This window comes from Pseudomonas sp. JUb42 (assembly GCF_024807945.1).
Lineage (GTDB): Bacteria > Pseudomonadota > Gammaproteobacteria > Pseudomonadales > Pseudomonadaceae > Aquipseudomonas.
Window position 1 is genome coordinate 267,012 of the sequence record NZ_JANUFD010000009.1, and the last position, 14,062, is coordinate 281,073.

Sequence of the window (14,062 nt, forward strand, 5' to 3'; positions counted from 1 at the left end):
TCTTGCCGACAAAACCATTGAAGGCCGTCGCCAACAGCGCAGTCTCTTCGTTGCCATCCACGGGCAACTGATGGGAAAGGTCACCGTTTTCCGAAGCCAGCGATTGCAGATTGCGGGTCAGCAGGTTGATCGGTTTGACGATGGAGCGCGCGACGTAAGCGGCGACGAAACCAAGCAACAACAGGAGGACCAGCATGGTGCCCCACTGCTTCATGCGCAGCGCCTGCATGGCGTCCTGCTGATGAGCAGCCTGTTCGGCCAGCGCGGTGTCCATATCGTCGATATAAAAGCCGGCACCTATGGTCCAGTTCCATTTATCCAGGTAAATACTGCGCGACAGCTTGGGGTAGGCAGTGCTGTCGTTGCCAGGGCGCGGATAGACGTAGGAGACGAAGCCCCCGCCCTTTTTGACCACAGCGATCAGATCGCGAATCAGATAAACGCCGTTGGGGTCCTTGAGGTCCCAGAAGTTTTTCCCTTCGTCCTTGCCAGCCAGAAATACCCGGTCACCGTTGTCCTTATAGCCGAAGTAGTAACCGTCCTGACCGTATCGCAGGTCGCGCAAGCGACGCTTGGCTTCCTCCTGGACCGCCGGGGTCATGGCATCTGCGCCCTCATACAGCGGCTTGATCGTGCTGTAGGCGATATCCAGGTAATGCACCAGCTCATCCTTGCGGATTTTCATCAGCGTCTGGCGGGTATCCTCAAGGCTCTTCTCGCCCAGCGCCTGCTGTTCGAAAGAGGCCAACGACTGAATGATCAGCGCCAATAACAGGGTAGGAATAATCGAGAGCAACAGCACTTTATTGCGAATTTTCCACTTCATGATCAGCGATTCCCGGGCAAGGACAGTTTTATAGTTATTTCCTCACCCCGGTTATCGGCCCGAAGCGCCCATGATTGAGCGGCGGTGCTGATTTTAATCGCCCTGTTTATCGCCGCCTGCGACCAGCGATTACGATTCCGCCGCTGCCGACTCGCGAAAAGCCCCCGGCGTCTTGCCGAACCAACGCTGACAAGCCTTGTGAAAACTGCTGGGATCGCGATAGCCCAGGGTGGCTGAGATATATTTGAAACTCTTTTGGGTATGCGACAATAAATAGTTTGCCAGTTCGCGTCGACAGTTCTCCTGCAACATCGAGAAGTTGGTCGATGCCATTAACAGATGATTCTGCACACTGCGCGCACTGACATGCAAAACTGCGGCAACCTCGGCCAGGGTCAAGAGTTCGCCCTTCATCAGGCCTTCGGCCAGGACTCTTCTAACATCCATGATGATGCTCTTGTCTTCCAACTCCTGGAGCAGAGAATCACAGTATTGGCAGTGAATGGTACTGAGCAGCGCATTCGCAGTGAATACCCCACACTTGTCCACTTCCGCGCTAAACAACAAGGAATTATAGGGTGATGAAAAGCTCAGGTTCGTGCCAAATAACTCGTTCAACCGAGTCAGGTCGGCCGGTTTCGCGTAACTGAATTCAGCGCCCATTGGCAGCAGTTTCTTGCCCGGCACCAACCAGTGAATCAGGCCCAGCAACATGGCCATGCCGGCATCAATCAAATACCGTGACTCGGCGGGATTGACACTTATTTCATAGGCCATGACTTTGACCACGCCGCGGGAGCGCCGAATAAAAATACGCGAGCCGTCGGTGGTCAATGGATGATAACGGGCGAAGCGATCGAGGGCCTCACCGAGGGTGGCACTGGACATGATGGCATAGCCATGGGTATTCAAATTGCCGGGATGGGCATGGTCGTAGGCCAGCAGGCCAATGTCCTGGCGATTGCCCTGGTCGGCAGCCGCAGCAAGCAGACTATGAATGACCTTCAGATCAACGCGCTGATCACCCGTCCCGTTCAAGTCCCAATCCCGTCCATAGCCGGGCAGCCGATAGATATCGATACCGTTCTCCATCAACGCTTCACATATTGATTGCAAACAGGAGTTGATGATCGTTGGCATATAAACTTCCATGGATTCAATAACAGGGTCGTCCCCCTCTGCCAAGCACCAACTTACATACAATGCCTATCCGTCAAGACGCAGAGTATCCTGGGACATTCGAAAGGCTTCTCAGGACACTATACGTTTGGCGAGGAACGCGTGAGAATAGATTGATTCCACATCGCCATTACTGCAATTAACTAATTTAAAAAAATAACCCTGGTTAACCTCTGCCCGCTGTCATTGGAACTGCGGCACTGCTTGACGTGAGCGAACGTAACTTGATGAATCAGACAGGGATATCGATGCCTAACTTTACTGCCTCCCCTCACCTCTACTTGCCTGCGGACATTGATACATGTATCTGAGAAAGCTCTCTATTGCCAAACGCACTGTCGCTTCGTTTGCCGTCATGATTCTGTGTGTCATTGGTCTGGGCATCTTCAGCCTGGCCAAACTTGAAAGCGTGCGCAACGAAGGCTTGATCATCGAAAACAGCGCCCTGCCGGGTATTGCCCTGGGCGATGACATTGCCTTGAGTTTCGCCAATACCCGCGTGGCGATCATGAAGATGCTTGCGGCCGCCGACGATGCCGCCCTGCAAACCAGTTACGACGAATACCGTGCTCGAGCAGGGGCATTTGACGATGCGATCAAGCTGTATGCCCCGCTGATCAACACATCGACGGAAAAGGACATCATTAGCGAGCTGACCAACCTGTACAGGCAATATGGCGCGGCCGCCGATAACGTCCACCAACTGTTGAAAACCAATCAGCGTGACGAAGCCCGGAGTCAAATTGCCGGAAACATGACCAATCTGGCCATGGGCATAAACAGTCAGTTGAAGAAACTGGAAAAAACCAATGACGACGCCAAGGACCAGGCGTCGGGCACGGCCAGCCGCGTTTACGACAGCACCCGTCAGGTGACCTACGCGGTGATCGTCCTGTTGACCGCCTTTACCCTGCTGCTAGCCTGGCAGTTGACCCGCAGCCTGGCCGGCCCCATCGCCGAGGCGTTGAGCGTATCCCGGGCCATCGCTGCCGGTGACCTGCGTGCCGGTACTCTGGATACCCGGGGAACCGACGAGCCCGCGCGCCTGCTGCAATCGATGGAGCAGATGCGCGCCAATCTGCAATCGACCCTGACCCAGGTCAGCGATGCCTCCAAGCAGCTGTCCAGCGCCGCCGAGGAAATGGGCGCGGTGATGCGCGACAGCACCGCCGACCTGACGGTGCAGAATGGCGAAATAGAGATGGCGGCCACGGCGGTCACCGAGATGAGCCAGGCGGTCGAAGAAGTGGCGCGCAACGCGGTGTCGACGTCGGCTGAGTCCCAGGAGTCCTCGAGCACCGCACGTCGCGGCCAGGCCGAGCTGAAACAGACGGTGGGGTCGGTGCTGGAACTGGCGCAGAACGTCACCCGCGCATCTGATCAGGCGCAGTTGCTGTCGCTGAAAATCCGCGAGATCACCCGGGTACTGGAAGTCATTCGCTCGATTTCCGAGCAGACCAACCTGCTGGCACTCAACGCAGCCATCGAGGCCGCCAGGGCTGGTGAAGCCGGACGCGGTTTTGCCGTGGTCGCCGACGAAGTCAGGGCTCTGGCGCACCGCACCAGCGAGTCGACCAAGGAAATCGAGGACATGATCGAGTCGATCCAGGAAGGCACTCAGAATACCGTTTCGGCCCTGGCCGTCAGCTCCCAGCAGGCGCTGCTGACCCAGACTCAGGCCGAAGCTGCCAATGATGCACTGGCATTGATCGCCGACTCGGTATTGAGCATCACCGACCGCAACACCCTGATTGCCGCGGCCTCCGAGCAGCAGGCCGAGGTAGCCCGTGAGGTGGATCGCAATCTGGTGCGGATCCGCGATCTTTCGGCCCAGACCGCCGTGCGGGCCGACCAGACCAGTAGCGCCAGCCAGTCACTGGCAGGGCTGGCCAATGATCTGAATGTGTCGTTGCGGCAGTTTCAGCTATAAAAGCAGGATCACGCGTCAACCCGTAGGCGCGGCTTGAGCCGCGATAGCACCCTCCCGGCTCAAGCCGGTCCTACGGGTTGCTGCTTTACCGAACGATAAAGCTTTAACCAATCGGCTTGATCGAGACCACTTCGAAGTATTTGTACTTCTTCTTTTTCGCCTCGTTCTTGGCGTCCAGCTCGGCGGTCAGCGTGCTGAGGGTGTTGGCGTCGTACACAAACACTTCCAGCGCGCCTTCGAACTCTTTTGTCACATTCATCGTCACGCGCAACTTGGGAGACAGCGGTTTCGCGCGGGGTTTGCTGGCGGCTTTGGGTTTGGCCGGCGGGACGATAACTATTTCAGGCTCAGGGGCCGGCGGTTTGGGGGCCGGTGGGGTCGAGGAGCCGAACAGCGCCTGGCGCATCTCTTCCTCAGTCAGTCCTGTACTCATTGCGATTTTCTCGTTGCCGTTGGTGAAAGACGGGGATATTCAACAGTCGGCGCTCAGATTACAAGTCCAGACGCAATTATTGTAAAAAGGCCCGAACTGTCATCGCCCATATCTATCGGCACTCGCACTCTGTTTCGCGGCGACTCTGTTTCACCGCCCTGAGCCGGGCGTCGACCGCCGCTTCGAATATCAGCAGCAAACGATCCAGTTCAGCCCCCCCGCAATTGCCCGACAGCCGCAGGGCCTGGACCAAAGCGGCAGAGTAAACCCCGGCTTCGACCACCGCCAAAGTAGCGCCTGCGCACTGAATTCGCTCCAACGCATTCGAAGCCGCCTCAGCGACATCGGCAGATAAGAAGCGCACTTGCTCTGACTTCGCCATGACGGCACCTCGGTGAACTGCTCTATCCAGAGGCACCGCTCTGGACTCATAAATAAATAACCCCGGCAGGAGACAGCGACGTACAGACCGCCGGGGGAGCTCTCGCACTCACAGTCAATGAGTGCTGAGCGGCGCAATGATTCAAATAAATTAATAGCCCATGGCACGAGTGGTCGTCGTAGCAACCCGCCATCAGGCACCGATCTCACTGGAAAATGTGAGCGACCAATCAGTCCTTGGCATTTGTGTAGAGGCAAATTCGGCGTTCATTCTCAAAAAGAGAATGAATCCATCATAATTATTCAGTTTTAATCGCGCAGCGGTGAACGCTAGTCTGGCCCCACTTCATCTTCCAAGAAACGCTGCCATGACCACGATCACGCCTCACACTCACGCGATTTCGATCAATCCGGCCACGGGTGAACAGGTCGCGCATTATCCCTTCGAGTCCGTCGTCGAACTGGATGCCGCCCTCGGTCGTGCCGCCAGGGGTTTTGCAACCTGGAAACGCACCCCGGTCGAGCAACGGGCCCAGGCCCTTATCGCTCTGGCCAAGGCCCTGCGTGCAGCCGCCGGGCCGATGGCGCAGATGATCACCGTGGAAATGGGCAAGCCGATTGCCCAGGCCGAAGGCGAAATCGAAAAATGCGCCAACCTGTGCGAGTGGTATGCCGCCCACGGCCCGGCGATGCTCAGCGCCGAAACCACTGAAGTTCCCGACAACAAGGCACGCATCGAGTACCGCCCGCTCGGCGCGATACTGGCGATCATGCCGTGGAACTTCCCGATCTGGCAGGTGCTGCGCGGCGCGGTTCCGGCGCTGATTGGCGGCAATACCTATGTGCTCAAGCACGCGCCGAACGTTATGGGCAGTGCCTATCTGCTGCTCAAGGCCTTTCAGGATGCCGGTTTCCCTGAAGGGGTTTTCGAAGTCATCAACGTCACGCCCGAGGGTGTTTCCACTGCCATCAAGGATGACCGTATTGCTGCTGTCACCGTCACCGGTAGCGTACGCGCCGGGTCAGCCATTGGTGCCCAGGCCGGTGCCGCACTGAAGAAATGCGTGCTGGAGCTGGGTGGCTCCGATCCGTTTATCGTGCTCGACGATGCCGATATTGATGAGGCGGTCAACGCGGCGGTTATCGGCCGCTATCAGAACACTGGCCAGGTCTGCGCGTCGTCCAAACGGATCATCGTCGAACAGGGCGTGGTCGAGACCTTTACCCGCAAATTCGTCGAAGCGACCCGCAAGCTGGCGGTAGGCGATCCGTTGCAGCGCGAGACCTATATCGGCCCCATGGCCCGCTTCGATCTGCGCGATGAACTCGACCTGCAAGTGCAAAGCACCCTGGAGCAAGGCGCAACCCTGCTGCTGGGCGGCGGCAAGACGCCAGGCAGCGGCAACTTCTACGATGTCACGGTGCTGGGCGATGTCACTGACCAGATGACTTCGTTCCGTCAGGAGCTGTTCGGCCCGGTAGCCTCGATCATCACCGCCCGGGACGCCCGCCACGCCCTGGAACTGGCCAACGACAGCGAGTTCGGCCTGGCCTCGACCATCTACACGCGCAATGTCGCCCTGGCCGAAGAGCTGGCGGCGCAGATGGAAGCCGGTGGCGTATTTATCAATGGCTATTTCGCCAGCGACCCCCGCGTCACCTTCGGAGGCGTGAAGAAAAGCGGCTTCGGTCGTGAGCTGTCGCACTTCGGCGTGCGCGAGTTCTGCAATGCCCAGACGGTGTGGCTGGATCGTAAATAAGCGCGGCCGTTAAGTAAAAAGCCCGGGACGCGCCATACGCCCCGGGCTTTTTCATTTCAACAGCAGTACTAGATGGCAATCACGCCAGGGGCGTGCCGTTGAGACGCGCCTGGCGCTCCGTCGTACGCTGCTCCCAACGGGCGATGACCAATGGCGCCAAGGCATTGCCCAGCACATTGAGCGCCGTGGTCGGCATATCCATCAGGCGGTAGACACCCGCAATGAAGGCGATACCCTCCAGCGGCAGCCCGGCGCTGGCCAGGGTTGCCGAAAGGATGACGAACATGAAGCCCGGCACACCCGCAGCCCCCTTGGATGTCAGGACCATCGTTACCACCAGCAGCGCTTGCTGCGTCAGGCTCAAGTCAATCCCGTAAAGCTGCGCTACGAACAACGTGCCGATGCCGAGAAACAGCGAGGCGCCGTCCAGATTGAACGAGTACCCCACCGGCACCACGAAACTGACCAGCGAGCGTGGCACGCCAAAACTTTCCAGCTTGGCCATCAGCTGTGGCATCACCGCTGCGGAGCTGGCGCTGGAAAAGGCCAGAATCAATTCATCTTTGATGTGCCGGATCAGACCGAACAACGACACCCCGACCAGGCGAGCAATGCTGCCCAGCACCACTATCGCGAAGATGGCAATCGACAGGTAGCACACCACGATCAACTTGATCAGCGGCAGCAGCGAAGCGAAGCCGAAATTGGCGACCGTCACTGCAATCATGCCGAAGATACCAATGGGCGAGTACGCCATGATCATCGACGTCATGCGGAACATCCCCTCCGAAACCCCGCGCAACGTATCGATCAGCGGCTTGCGACGCTCCTCGCTCAAACCCGCAGCCCCGAGACCGAACATGACAGCGAAGAACAGCACCGGTAGCAGGCTACCCTTGGCCATGGCGTCGACAATGTTGTCCGGGATGATAGTGAGCACTATCTGGCCGAGACCATGATTGGCCGACGCCAGCGGCGTGACGTTGACGGTGGTTGCCTTGAGGCTGGCCAGATCGGTCCCGGCTCCGGGTTGCAGCAGGTTGCCCAATACCAGGCCAATGACGATGGCAGTGGTGGTGACCGCAAAAAAGTACAACAGCGTGCGCACGCCGATACGCCCCAGGGATTTGCTGTCATCGTTGCCGGCGATACCGACGACCATGCAGGCGAAGACAATCGGCACGACGATCATCTTCATCAGTTTGATGAAGATGTCCCCCGCCGGCTGCAACAGGTTGTTGATCAGCCAGGGCCGGGCCTCGGGATAATGGTTCAACAACGCCCCGACCAGAATGCCGGCCAACAGGCCGATAAGAATCTGCAACATCAGGGATAGACGTGGCTTGTGCATGGAGTGCCTCTGAAAGTGTCATGAATGTTTCGGGCAGTGTTGTTTTGACAAGCCGCTGTCGACTCTTCGGTCGATCAGCGCAAGGCTGCGCAGGCCCTGGCAAGGCGTGCGGCACCCTCTTCGATCACCTCCATGGCGCTGGCGAAGGACAGGCGAATATAGGGTGACATGCCATAGGCGCTGCCCCCCACAACGGCGACTCCGGCTTCGCGCAACAGGTATTCGACGAAATCCGCCTCACTGTTCAGGCGCGCGCCTTGGGGCGTGGCCTTGCCCAGCAGATCGCCGATGCTGGCGAACACATAAAAAGCCCCCTCGGGTGGCGTGCAACCGATGCCAGGGATATCGGCCAGCAGCTCGAGCATGCGCGCGCGGCGTTGACTGTAGATCTCGCGCATCCGGGCAATCGGCGCCTGATCGCCGGCAAATGCAGCGACCGCCGCCGCCTGGCTCACGGAACTGGGGCAGGTGGTGGTCTGGGACAGCAGCTTGCCAATGGCGCTGATCAGCCACTGGGGACCTGCGGCAAAACCCAGGCGCCAGCCGGTCATGGCATAGCCCTTGGAAGCGCCATTGATCAGCAGCGTGCGCGCCATCAGATCCGGCGCCGCTTCGGCAAAGGACACATGGCGCTGCGTGTCGTAGACGAAGTGCTCGTAAATTTCGTCGGACATGATCAGCACATGGGGATGCCTGCGCAGCACCTCGGCCAGCGCCTGCAACCGGGCATGGCTGTAGACCGCTCCGGTGGGATTGTTCGGCGTGTTGAGGATGACCCACTTGGTGAGCGGGGTAATGGCGTGTTCCAGCTCGTCAGGGCTGAGCTTGAAGCCGTTGTCCTGATTGCCCGCGATGATGACCGGTGTCGCATCATTGAGCCGGGCAATGTCCGGGTATGACACCCAGTACGGCGTGTGCACTATCACTTCATCGCCCGGATTGAGAGTCGCGGCCAGGGCATGATAGATCACATGCTTGCCGCCGCAGCCGGCAATCACCTGCTCTCTGGTATACGCCAGGCCGTTGTCGCGCAGCAGCTTGACGACGATGGCATCGAGCAGCGCTGGCGTGCCTGGGGTGCCGGTGTAATGGGTTTGGCCGCCATACATGGCGTCCCGGGCGGCATCGAGGATATGCGTCGGCGTATCCAGGTCAGGCTCACCGACGGTGAAATTGACAATATCGCGGCCTTCGGCGCGCAACTGCGTTACCAAGGCATTGGCGGCAATGCTCGGCGACGGTTGAATCGCCAACAACCGGCGGGACAGAAACTGTTCGCTCATGCTCATGCCTCAGTTCGCCAGACCGGCTTTTTCCAGGACTCTGTCCAGCCACGACTGATCGACGGCACCCGAAGCGATTTCGGCTTTCACCTCTTCTTCATGGGCTTCGTGCTCACGCGCCTTGGCCAGGATCTGCTCGGCGTCTTCCTGGGCAAAGGCCACAAAACCGTCTTCGTCACCGACAATGATGTCCCCCGGATTGATCAACATGCCGCCGATTGAAACCGGCACGTTGATTTCTCCCGGACCGCTTTTGTAGGGCCCGCAATGCACCACGCCGCGGGCATAACAGGGGGTGTCGGCAAAACTGGCGACATCGCGGATCGCGCCGTCGACGATAAAACCGACACAACCACGCTGCTGGGCATACAGCTTGATCAACTCGCCGACCACGGCGTTGATGGTGTCGCCCTGGGCATCGATCACCAGCACATGGCCAGGCTCGAGCAGGGTCAGGGCCTTGTAGATGAACAGGTTGTCGCCGGGCCGTGTCTTGACGGTCAGGGCGGTGCCGACCAGCTTACCGGTGTGGTTGTAGCGGGTCAGGCCGCGGGCGCCGATATGCCGACCGAGATTGTCGCTGATGTGCGGCGTGACGACCGTCTGAAATGCCTCGATCAGGGCCGGGGACGCCAGAGCTGGCGAGGTGAGAATGCGTGAGCCGGGCAGTGACATGATGACCTCCGTGAACCAAAGAAGGTCTCGATCTTAGAAAACGCAAGGCAATACTTTTAGCGATATTTATTTATATCAAAACATCGATTTTTATCATGTTTTTCATTTATAGCGCCTGAAAGCGACAGAGCAGGCAGGAGTCGCTACGGCAAGGGCGCGCTATTGCATGACCTGCTGCTGCAGAATCAGCCGACTGAAATCACAACACTGCTCTGCCAGCCGCGCCACGGCCACACTCAGGCCCTGCTGGCGATCGACACGATGCACTGCCGCATAGGGAATCGACGGCAGCGCCGGGCGGGTCTCGATCATTCGCAGGCGGCCCTGTTCGACAAAGGGCGCCATGCATTGCCGGGGCAGATAGCTGATGCCGAGGCCGGAAATGGTCAGGCCAATCTGCGCCACCAGATAGTTGCAACTCAGGCTGGCGTTGAAACGCAGGTCGTGGCGCGCAAGCCAGCGGTCGTAAAGCAGGCCCGTGCCGGAGCTGCCGCCCTGGGTCAGCACGGTGAACGCCGACAGCGCCTGCAAATCGATGGGGCCGGGCTCGCCGAACAGGCCGGGCGCACACATCCAGGCGTTTTCCACGGTGCGCAACGGCGTGGCGACAAAGCGCGCGTCGTCGAACACATCGGGAACAATGATCAGGTCCAGTTGGTCGTTTTCCAGCTTCTTGAACAACTCCGAGCTCAGCTCCACCGAAGGTTCCAGCACGACCCGGGGATAAGCAATGCGAATCTGCTCGACCAGCGCCGGCAGCCAGGTCAGGGCGGTCAACTCGGTTACACCCAGGCGAAAGCGCCGCACCAGCACCTCTTTGGAGCTGATACGTTCCAACAGATAATCGCGCTGCCTGAGCATTTCGCTGGCGTACTCGAACAGCTCGGTGCCCTTCTCGGTCAATCGCGCGCTGCGTTTGCTGCGGTCGAAAATCGGTACATCGAACGCCTCTTCCAACTCCTGAACCCGCTTGGAGATGGCCGACTGCGACATGTTCAGCTTCAGGGACGCGGCCTCAAAACTGCCCAACTCGACAATCCAGTAGATGGCTTCCAGCTGTTTGAAGGTGATCATGCTCTGGCTTCTGGTGAGAAAAAGTGCGGCATTATCACTCCATGTCATCACCCAAGGTAAACCGGTTTCTGCCGTGAAAATCCTCGGCACCCTTGCCGGATGGCGCGGTCAATCCAGTAATGAACTACGGATTGCCTGCCATGCCTGACTCGATCGAAGCCCTTGAACTGCCCCCTGACCTGCACTACGTCGAAGACACCCAGGCCGGGTTCAGCCGCAGGATTTTGCGCGGCAAGTTTGTTTATTTCGATACCCAGGGCGAGCGAATTCGTGATGCCGATGAGATTCAGCGGATTAACAATCTGGTGATCCCACCCGCCTACACCGATGTATGGATCTGCCCGGACCCGCGCGGTCATCTGCAGGCCACCGGCCGCGACGCCCGCGGCCGCAAGCAATACCGCTACCATCCGCGCTGGCGCGAGATTCGTGATCAGGACAAGTACTCGCGCATGATCGAGTTCGGCCTCGCCTTGCCCAAGGTTCGCAAGCAGATCGAGGCGCAATTGGCCGAGCCGGGGATGGGCCGCAACAAGGTCATGGCCACGGTGGTGTCATTGCTCGACGCCACCTTGATCCGCATCGGCAACAGCCAGTACGCCCGGGACAATCGCTCCTACGGTCTGACCACCCTGCGCAATAAACACGTCGAGGTCCACGGCGCCGATATCCTCTTCCAGTTTCGCGGCAAGAGCGGCGTGGAGCATCAGATCAGCATCACCGACCGCCGCCTGGCGCGGGTGATCAAGCGTTGCATGGAGTTGCCCGGGCAGAATCTGTTCCAGTACCTGGATGATCAGGGCGAGCGCCACAGCGTCAGCTCGGCGGATATCAACGCCTACCTGCACGAACTGACCGGTGCCGACTTCACCGCCAAGGACTATCGCACCTGGGCCGGCAGCGCACTGGCCCTGGCGACCCTGCGCAAGCTGGATTGGGAGCCGGAGGCCGATGCCAAGAAACATATCGTCGAGATGGTCAAGGCGGTGGCCCGACAGCTGGGCAATACCCCGGCGATCTGCCGCAAATGCTATATCCACCCCGCCGTGCTCGAAGGTTTTCTGCAAGGTGAACTCGCCAGGTTGCCACGTACTCGTCAGCGCAAGGGCCTGCGCCTTGAAGAAGTGGCACTGGCGATGTTCCTGCAAAGCCTTACAGATACTTCAGCCACGCCAGATCCCGACGCCGTGCCTTGACCCCGGCAAACCAGCGCACCGCCGGAAACAACACGAGCGCCAGGAGTGCCGCGCACAGCCACACAGATACCACCGAGTCGAAGCCGAAATAGCTGCCCTGATTGGTGCCCCAACTGCCCAGCGCCGCCAGATACAGCACCTTGAGCACATACAGGTGCAGCAGGTAGAAGAACATGGGTGCCGCGCCGAATACCACCAGCGGTGCAATCCACTTGCGTGACTGCAAGCGCTCCAATGCAGCCAGCAACAACAGGCCAATCCCCAGGGTCAGGCAGATGAACAGCAGCGAGGGTGGGTACTTGGTGATGTTGAAAAAGCTCATGAGGCTGTGCAGGTCATCGACGCCGCTCTGCCAGGGCTTTTCGCCATAACCGTTGTTCAGGCGCAGGCCGATGAACAGCGCCAGCGCAACAACGCCGCATCCGATCAGCCGCGCCTGCCGCCAGCCCTGATCGAAACCTGCAGCAAACCAAGGCCCGGCCGCATAGCCCAGAGCAATGACGCCGATCCAGGGCAAAACCGGATACGAAGTGCGCAGGCGCAGACCCGCCCACGGCTCCAGCCAGCCGCGATCGTGCAGCACCGCCCAAGGCCCGTGCAGCAAGGACTCAACCGGAAAATGCACGGCATCGAGCAGGTTATGCCCGGCAATGATCAGCAAACCCAAGGCCACCAGCACAGGCCGCGGCAACAGGCGCAACGCCGCGAGAGCCAACATGCTCAGACCGATGGCCCAGATCACTTGCAGGTAGACCACCGTGGGCGGGAACTGAAAGGTCCAGGCGAAATTGACCAGGGTGATTTCCAGCACGATCAAGAACAGCCCACGCTTGAACAGGAACACTGATACCGCCGCCCCGCCGCCGTTCTTTTCCCCATACAGAAAGGCACTCAAGCCGGTCAGAAAGACGAACAAAGGCGCACACAGATGCGCCAGAGTGCGACTGAAAAACAGTGCTGGCTCGGTAACAGCCACGTCCATCGGGTCAGTGACCTGGCGATGCAGGAAAAAGGTCTCGCGCACATGGTCCAGCAGCATGAACAGAATGATCAACCCGCGCAGGGCATCGATGGAATGCAGCCGTGTCTTCAAGGTCTGGCCCATGCTCAGAACTCGTTCTGCAGGGCTTTGTAGCCGCGCACCAGATCGATATTGGTGTGGGCCACATCTTCGGAGAACTCCGAGGCCGACACGCTCACCGGGGGAAACTCGGACAGATCGGTATTGGGACCGATGCGCGTGGTCGAGGGCACGTAGAAGTTGTCCGGCAGATCGCGACCATCAACCACCGAGTTATGTCGCACCACGCTGCCCTGACCGACACGACAGTTGAACAGCACGCTGTTGAAGCCGATAAACACCCGGTCTCCCACGGTGCAGGGGCCATGCACGATGGAGCGATGAGCAATGGAGGTGAACTCGCCGATGGTCACGGCGGCTCCGGACTTGGAGTGAATCACCACGCCATCCTGAATATTGGAGTTGGCACCGATGACGATCGGGTCCATGTCGCCGTCGGCATTGACCTCATCGGCGCGGATAACCGCGTAAGGACCGACGAACACATTGTCATGGATGATGACCTTGCCGCAGACAATTGCCGTCTTGTCGACATAGGCCGACTCAGCGATAACCGGGAGGTGGCCTGAGGGGTTCTTGCGGATCATGGTGAGGCGTCCATTTTGGCGGGATGAAAAACGATCGGGACTGAATTGTTACATTATAACAAAACATCTGACTACCCATGGATTTCTTGATCCCCCATGCCCGTTGGAGCGAGGCTTGCTCGCGAACCGGGCGACGTGAGCAAGCGCGGCTCCATCGAGCGGTCACTCCTCAATGTCACCTACCCCACGCGCTCGTTTCCTGAACGCTGGCTGTTTAAAACCTGAATTGCACTAGTCAGTGGAAATGATCAGGTTTATAAAGCACAACTAGCGGCCCCTTGATAAATTTCAACTTCATTACAAAAC

13 protein-coding genes and 1 pseudogene are annotated in these 14,062 nt (G+C 58.9%); 4 read left to right on the top strand and 10 right to left on the bottom strand.

Annotated elements, in window-relative coordinates:
• Positions 1 to 4: 4 nt before the first annotated feature.
• Together M2401_RS34625 and M2401_RS19660 are read right to left on the bottom strand one after the other, a co-directional pair.
• Positions 5 to 826 (bottom strand): annotated as a pseudogene (locus M2401_RS34625) (cache domain-containing protein); the annotation flags it as partial.
• A 129-nt stretch (positions 827 to 955) separates the two neighbouring features.
• Positions 956 to 1,966 (bottom strand): AraC family transcriptional regulator, encoded by a 1,011-nt coding sequence (locus M2401_RS19660; RefSeq protein ID WP_259105276.1) that lies wholly within the window; start codon positions 1,964 to 1,966, stop codon positions 956 to 958.
• 340 nt (positions 1,967 to 2,306) lie between these two features.
• On the opposite strand from M2401_RS19660, the gene M2401_RS19665 reads away from it, so the two are divergent.
• A complete protein-coding gene (locus M2401_RS19665; RefSeq protein WP_259105277.1) occupies positions 2,307 to 3,935 on the top strand; it encodes a methyl-accepting chemotaxis protein in 1,629 nt (542 codons plus the stop codon).
• Positions 3,936 to 4,038: 103 nt separating this feature from the next.
• Here M2401_RS19665 and M2401_RS19670 read toward each other — a convergent pair whose 3' ends face one another.
• Positions 4,039 to 4,368, bottom strand: coding sequence for a hypothetical protein (locus M2401_RS19670; RefSeq protein WP_259105279.1), 330 nt, complete (start codon positions 4,366 to 4,368; stop codon positions 4,039 to 4,041).
• A 112-nt stretch (positions 4,369 to 4,480) separates the two neighbouring features.
• The gene (locus tag M2401_RS19675; protein ID WP_259105281.1) at positions 4,481 to 4,750 is read right to left on the bottom strand and encodes a hypothetical protein; all 270 of its coding nucleotides are present in this window, start codon (positions 4,748 to 4,750) and stop codon (positions 4,481 to 4,483) included.
• 367 nt (positions 4,751 to 5,117) lie between these two features.
• Here M2401_RS19675 and M2401_RS19680 point away from each other — a divergent pair, with 367 nt between their 5' ends.
• Positions 5,118 to 6,509 carry an aldehyde dehydrogenase family protein gene (locus M2401_RS19680; protein ID WP_259105284.1) on the top strand — a complete coding sequence of 464 codons (1,392 nt, stop codon included), beginning with the start codon at positions 5,118 to 5,120 and terminating at the stop codon, positions 6,507 to 6,509.
• A 79-nt stretch (positions 6,510 to 6,588) separates the two neighbouring features.
• Here the strand turns inward: M2401_RS19680 and M2401_RS19685 are convergent, their stop codons facing one another.
• The 4 genes from M2401_RS19685 to M2401_RS19700 form a co-directional block, all read right to left on the bottom strand.
• On the bottom strand, positions 6,589 to 7,860 hold the full coding sequence (locus M2401_RS19685) for a cation:dicarboxylate symporter family transporter (protein ID WP_259105286.1): 1,272 nt from the start codon (positions 7,858 to 7,860) through the stop codon (positions 6,589 to 6,591).
• A gap of 74 nt (positions 7,861 to 7,934) precedes the next feature.
• A complete protein-coding gene (locus M2401_RS19690) occupies positions 7,935 to 9,143 on the bottom strand; it encodes a pyridoxal phosphate-dependent aminotransferase (RefSeq protein WP_259105287.1) in 1,209 nt (402 codons plus the stop codon).
• A gap of 9 nt (positions 9,144 to 9,152) precedes the next feature.
• Positions 9,153 to 9,818 (bottom strand): RraA family protein, encoded by a 666-nt coding sequence (locus M2401_RS19695; RefSeq protein WP_259105288.1) that lies wholly within the window; start codon positions 9,816 to 9,818, stop codon positions 9,153 to 9,155.
• A gap of 159 nt (positions 9,819 to 9,977) precedes the next feature.
• On the bottom strand, positions 9,978 to 10,892 hold the full coding sequence (locus tag M2401_RS19700; RefSeq protein ID WP_259105289.1) for a LysR family transcriptional regulator: 915 nt from the start codon (positions 10,890 to 10,892) through the stop codon (positions 9,978 to 9,980).
• On the opposite strand from M2401_RS19700, the gene M2401_RS19705 reads away from it, so the two are divergent.
• Positions 10,891 to 11,040, top strand: coding sequence for a hypothetical protein (locus M2401_RS19705; RefSeq protein WP_259105290.1), 150 nt, complete (start codon positions 10,891 to 10,893; stop codon positions 11,038 to 11,040). The two genes, M2401_RS19700 and M2401_RS19705, sit on opposite strands and share 2 nt — an antisense overlap.
• Entirely contained in the window at positions 11,033 to 12,088 is a 1,056-nt protein-coding gene (locus tag M2401_RS19710) for a DNA topoisomerase IB (protein WP_259105291.1), read from the top strand. The genes M2401_RS19705 and M2401_RS19710 overlap by 8 nt, the downstream gene beginning before the upstream one ends.
• Here the strand turns inward: M2401_RS19710 and M2401_RS19715 are convergent.
• Positions 12,045 to 13,193 carry a DUF1624 domain-containing protein gene (locus M2401_RS19715; RefSeq protein ID WP_259105292.1) on the bottom strand — a complete coding sequence of 383 codons (1,149 nt, stop codon included), beginning with the start codon at positions 13,191 to 13,193 and terminating at the stop codon, positions 12,045 to 12,047. The two genes, M2401_RS19710 and M2401_RS19715, sit on opposite strands and share 44 nt — an antisense overlap.
• Positions 13,194 to 13,195: 2 nt before the next feature.
• A complete protein-coding gene (locus M2401_RS19720; RefSeq protein ID WP_259105293.1) occupies positions 13,196 to 13,756 on the bottom strand; it encodes a carbonate dehydratase in 561 nt (186 codons plus the stop codon).
• Positions 13,757 to 14,062: the final 306 nt, after the last annotated feature.

What these genes read in the sequence shown, in the direction of transcription:
- M2401_RS19670 (WP_259105279.1), bottom strand. Translation starts at nt 4,368, where the DNA reads ATGAGTACAGGACTGACTGAGGAAGAGATGCGCCAGGCGCTGTTCGGC.
- M2401_RS19675 (WP_259105281.1), bottom strand. Translation starts at nt 4,750, where the DNA reads ATGGCGAAGTCAGAGCAAGTGCGCTTCTTATCTGCCGATGTCGCTGAG.
- M2401_RS19695 (WP_259105288.1), bottom strand. Translation starts at nt 9,818, where the DNA reads ATGTCACTGCCCGGCTCACGCATTCTCACCTCGCCAGCTCTGGCGTCC.
- M2401_RS19665 (WP_259105277.1), top strand. Translation starts at nt 2,307, where the DNA reads ATGTATCTGAGAAAGCTCTCTATTGCCAAACGCACTGTCGCTTCGTTT.
- M2401_RS19710 (WP_259105291.1), top strand. Translation starts at nt 11,033, where the DNA reads ATGCCTGACTCGATCGAAGCCCTTGAACTGCCCCCTGACCTGCACTAC.
- M2401_RS19715 (WP_259105292.1), bottom strand. Translation starts at nt 13,193, where the DNA reads ATGGGCCAGACCTTGAAGACACGGCTGCATTCCATCGATGCCCTGCGC.
- M2401_RS19685 (WP_259105286.1), bottom strand. Translation starts at nt 7,860, where the DNA reads ATGCACAAGCCACGTCTATCCCTGATGTTGCAGATTCTTATCGGCCTG.
- M2401_RS19700 (WP_259105289.1), bottom strand. Translation starts at nt 10,892, where the DNA reads ATGATCACCTTCAAACAGCTGGAAGCCATCTACTGGATTGTCGAGTTG.
- M2401_RS19660 (WP_259105276.1), bottom strand. Translation starts at nt 1,966, where the DNA reads ATGCCAACGATCATCAACTCCTGTTTGCAATCAATATGTGAAGCGTTG.
- M2401_RS19690 (WP_259105287.1), bottom strand. Translation starts at nt 9,143, where the DNA reads ATGAGCGAACAGTTTCTGTCCCGCCGGTTGTTGGCGATTCAACCGTCG.
- M2401_RS19720 (WP_259105293.1), bottom strand. Translation starts at nt 13,756, where the DNA reads ATGATCCGCAAGAACCCCTCAGGCCACCTCCCGGTTATCGCTGAGTCG.
- M2401_RS19705 (WP_259105290.1), top strand. Translation starts at nt 10,891, where the DNA reads ATGCTCTGGCTTCTGGTGAGAAAAAGTGCGGCATTATCACTCCATGTC.
- M2401_RS19680 (WP_259105284.1), top strand. Translation starts at nt 5,118, where the DNA reads ATGACCACGATCACGCCTCACACTCACGCGATTTCGATCAATCCGGCC.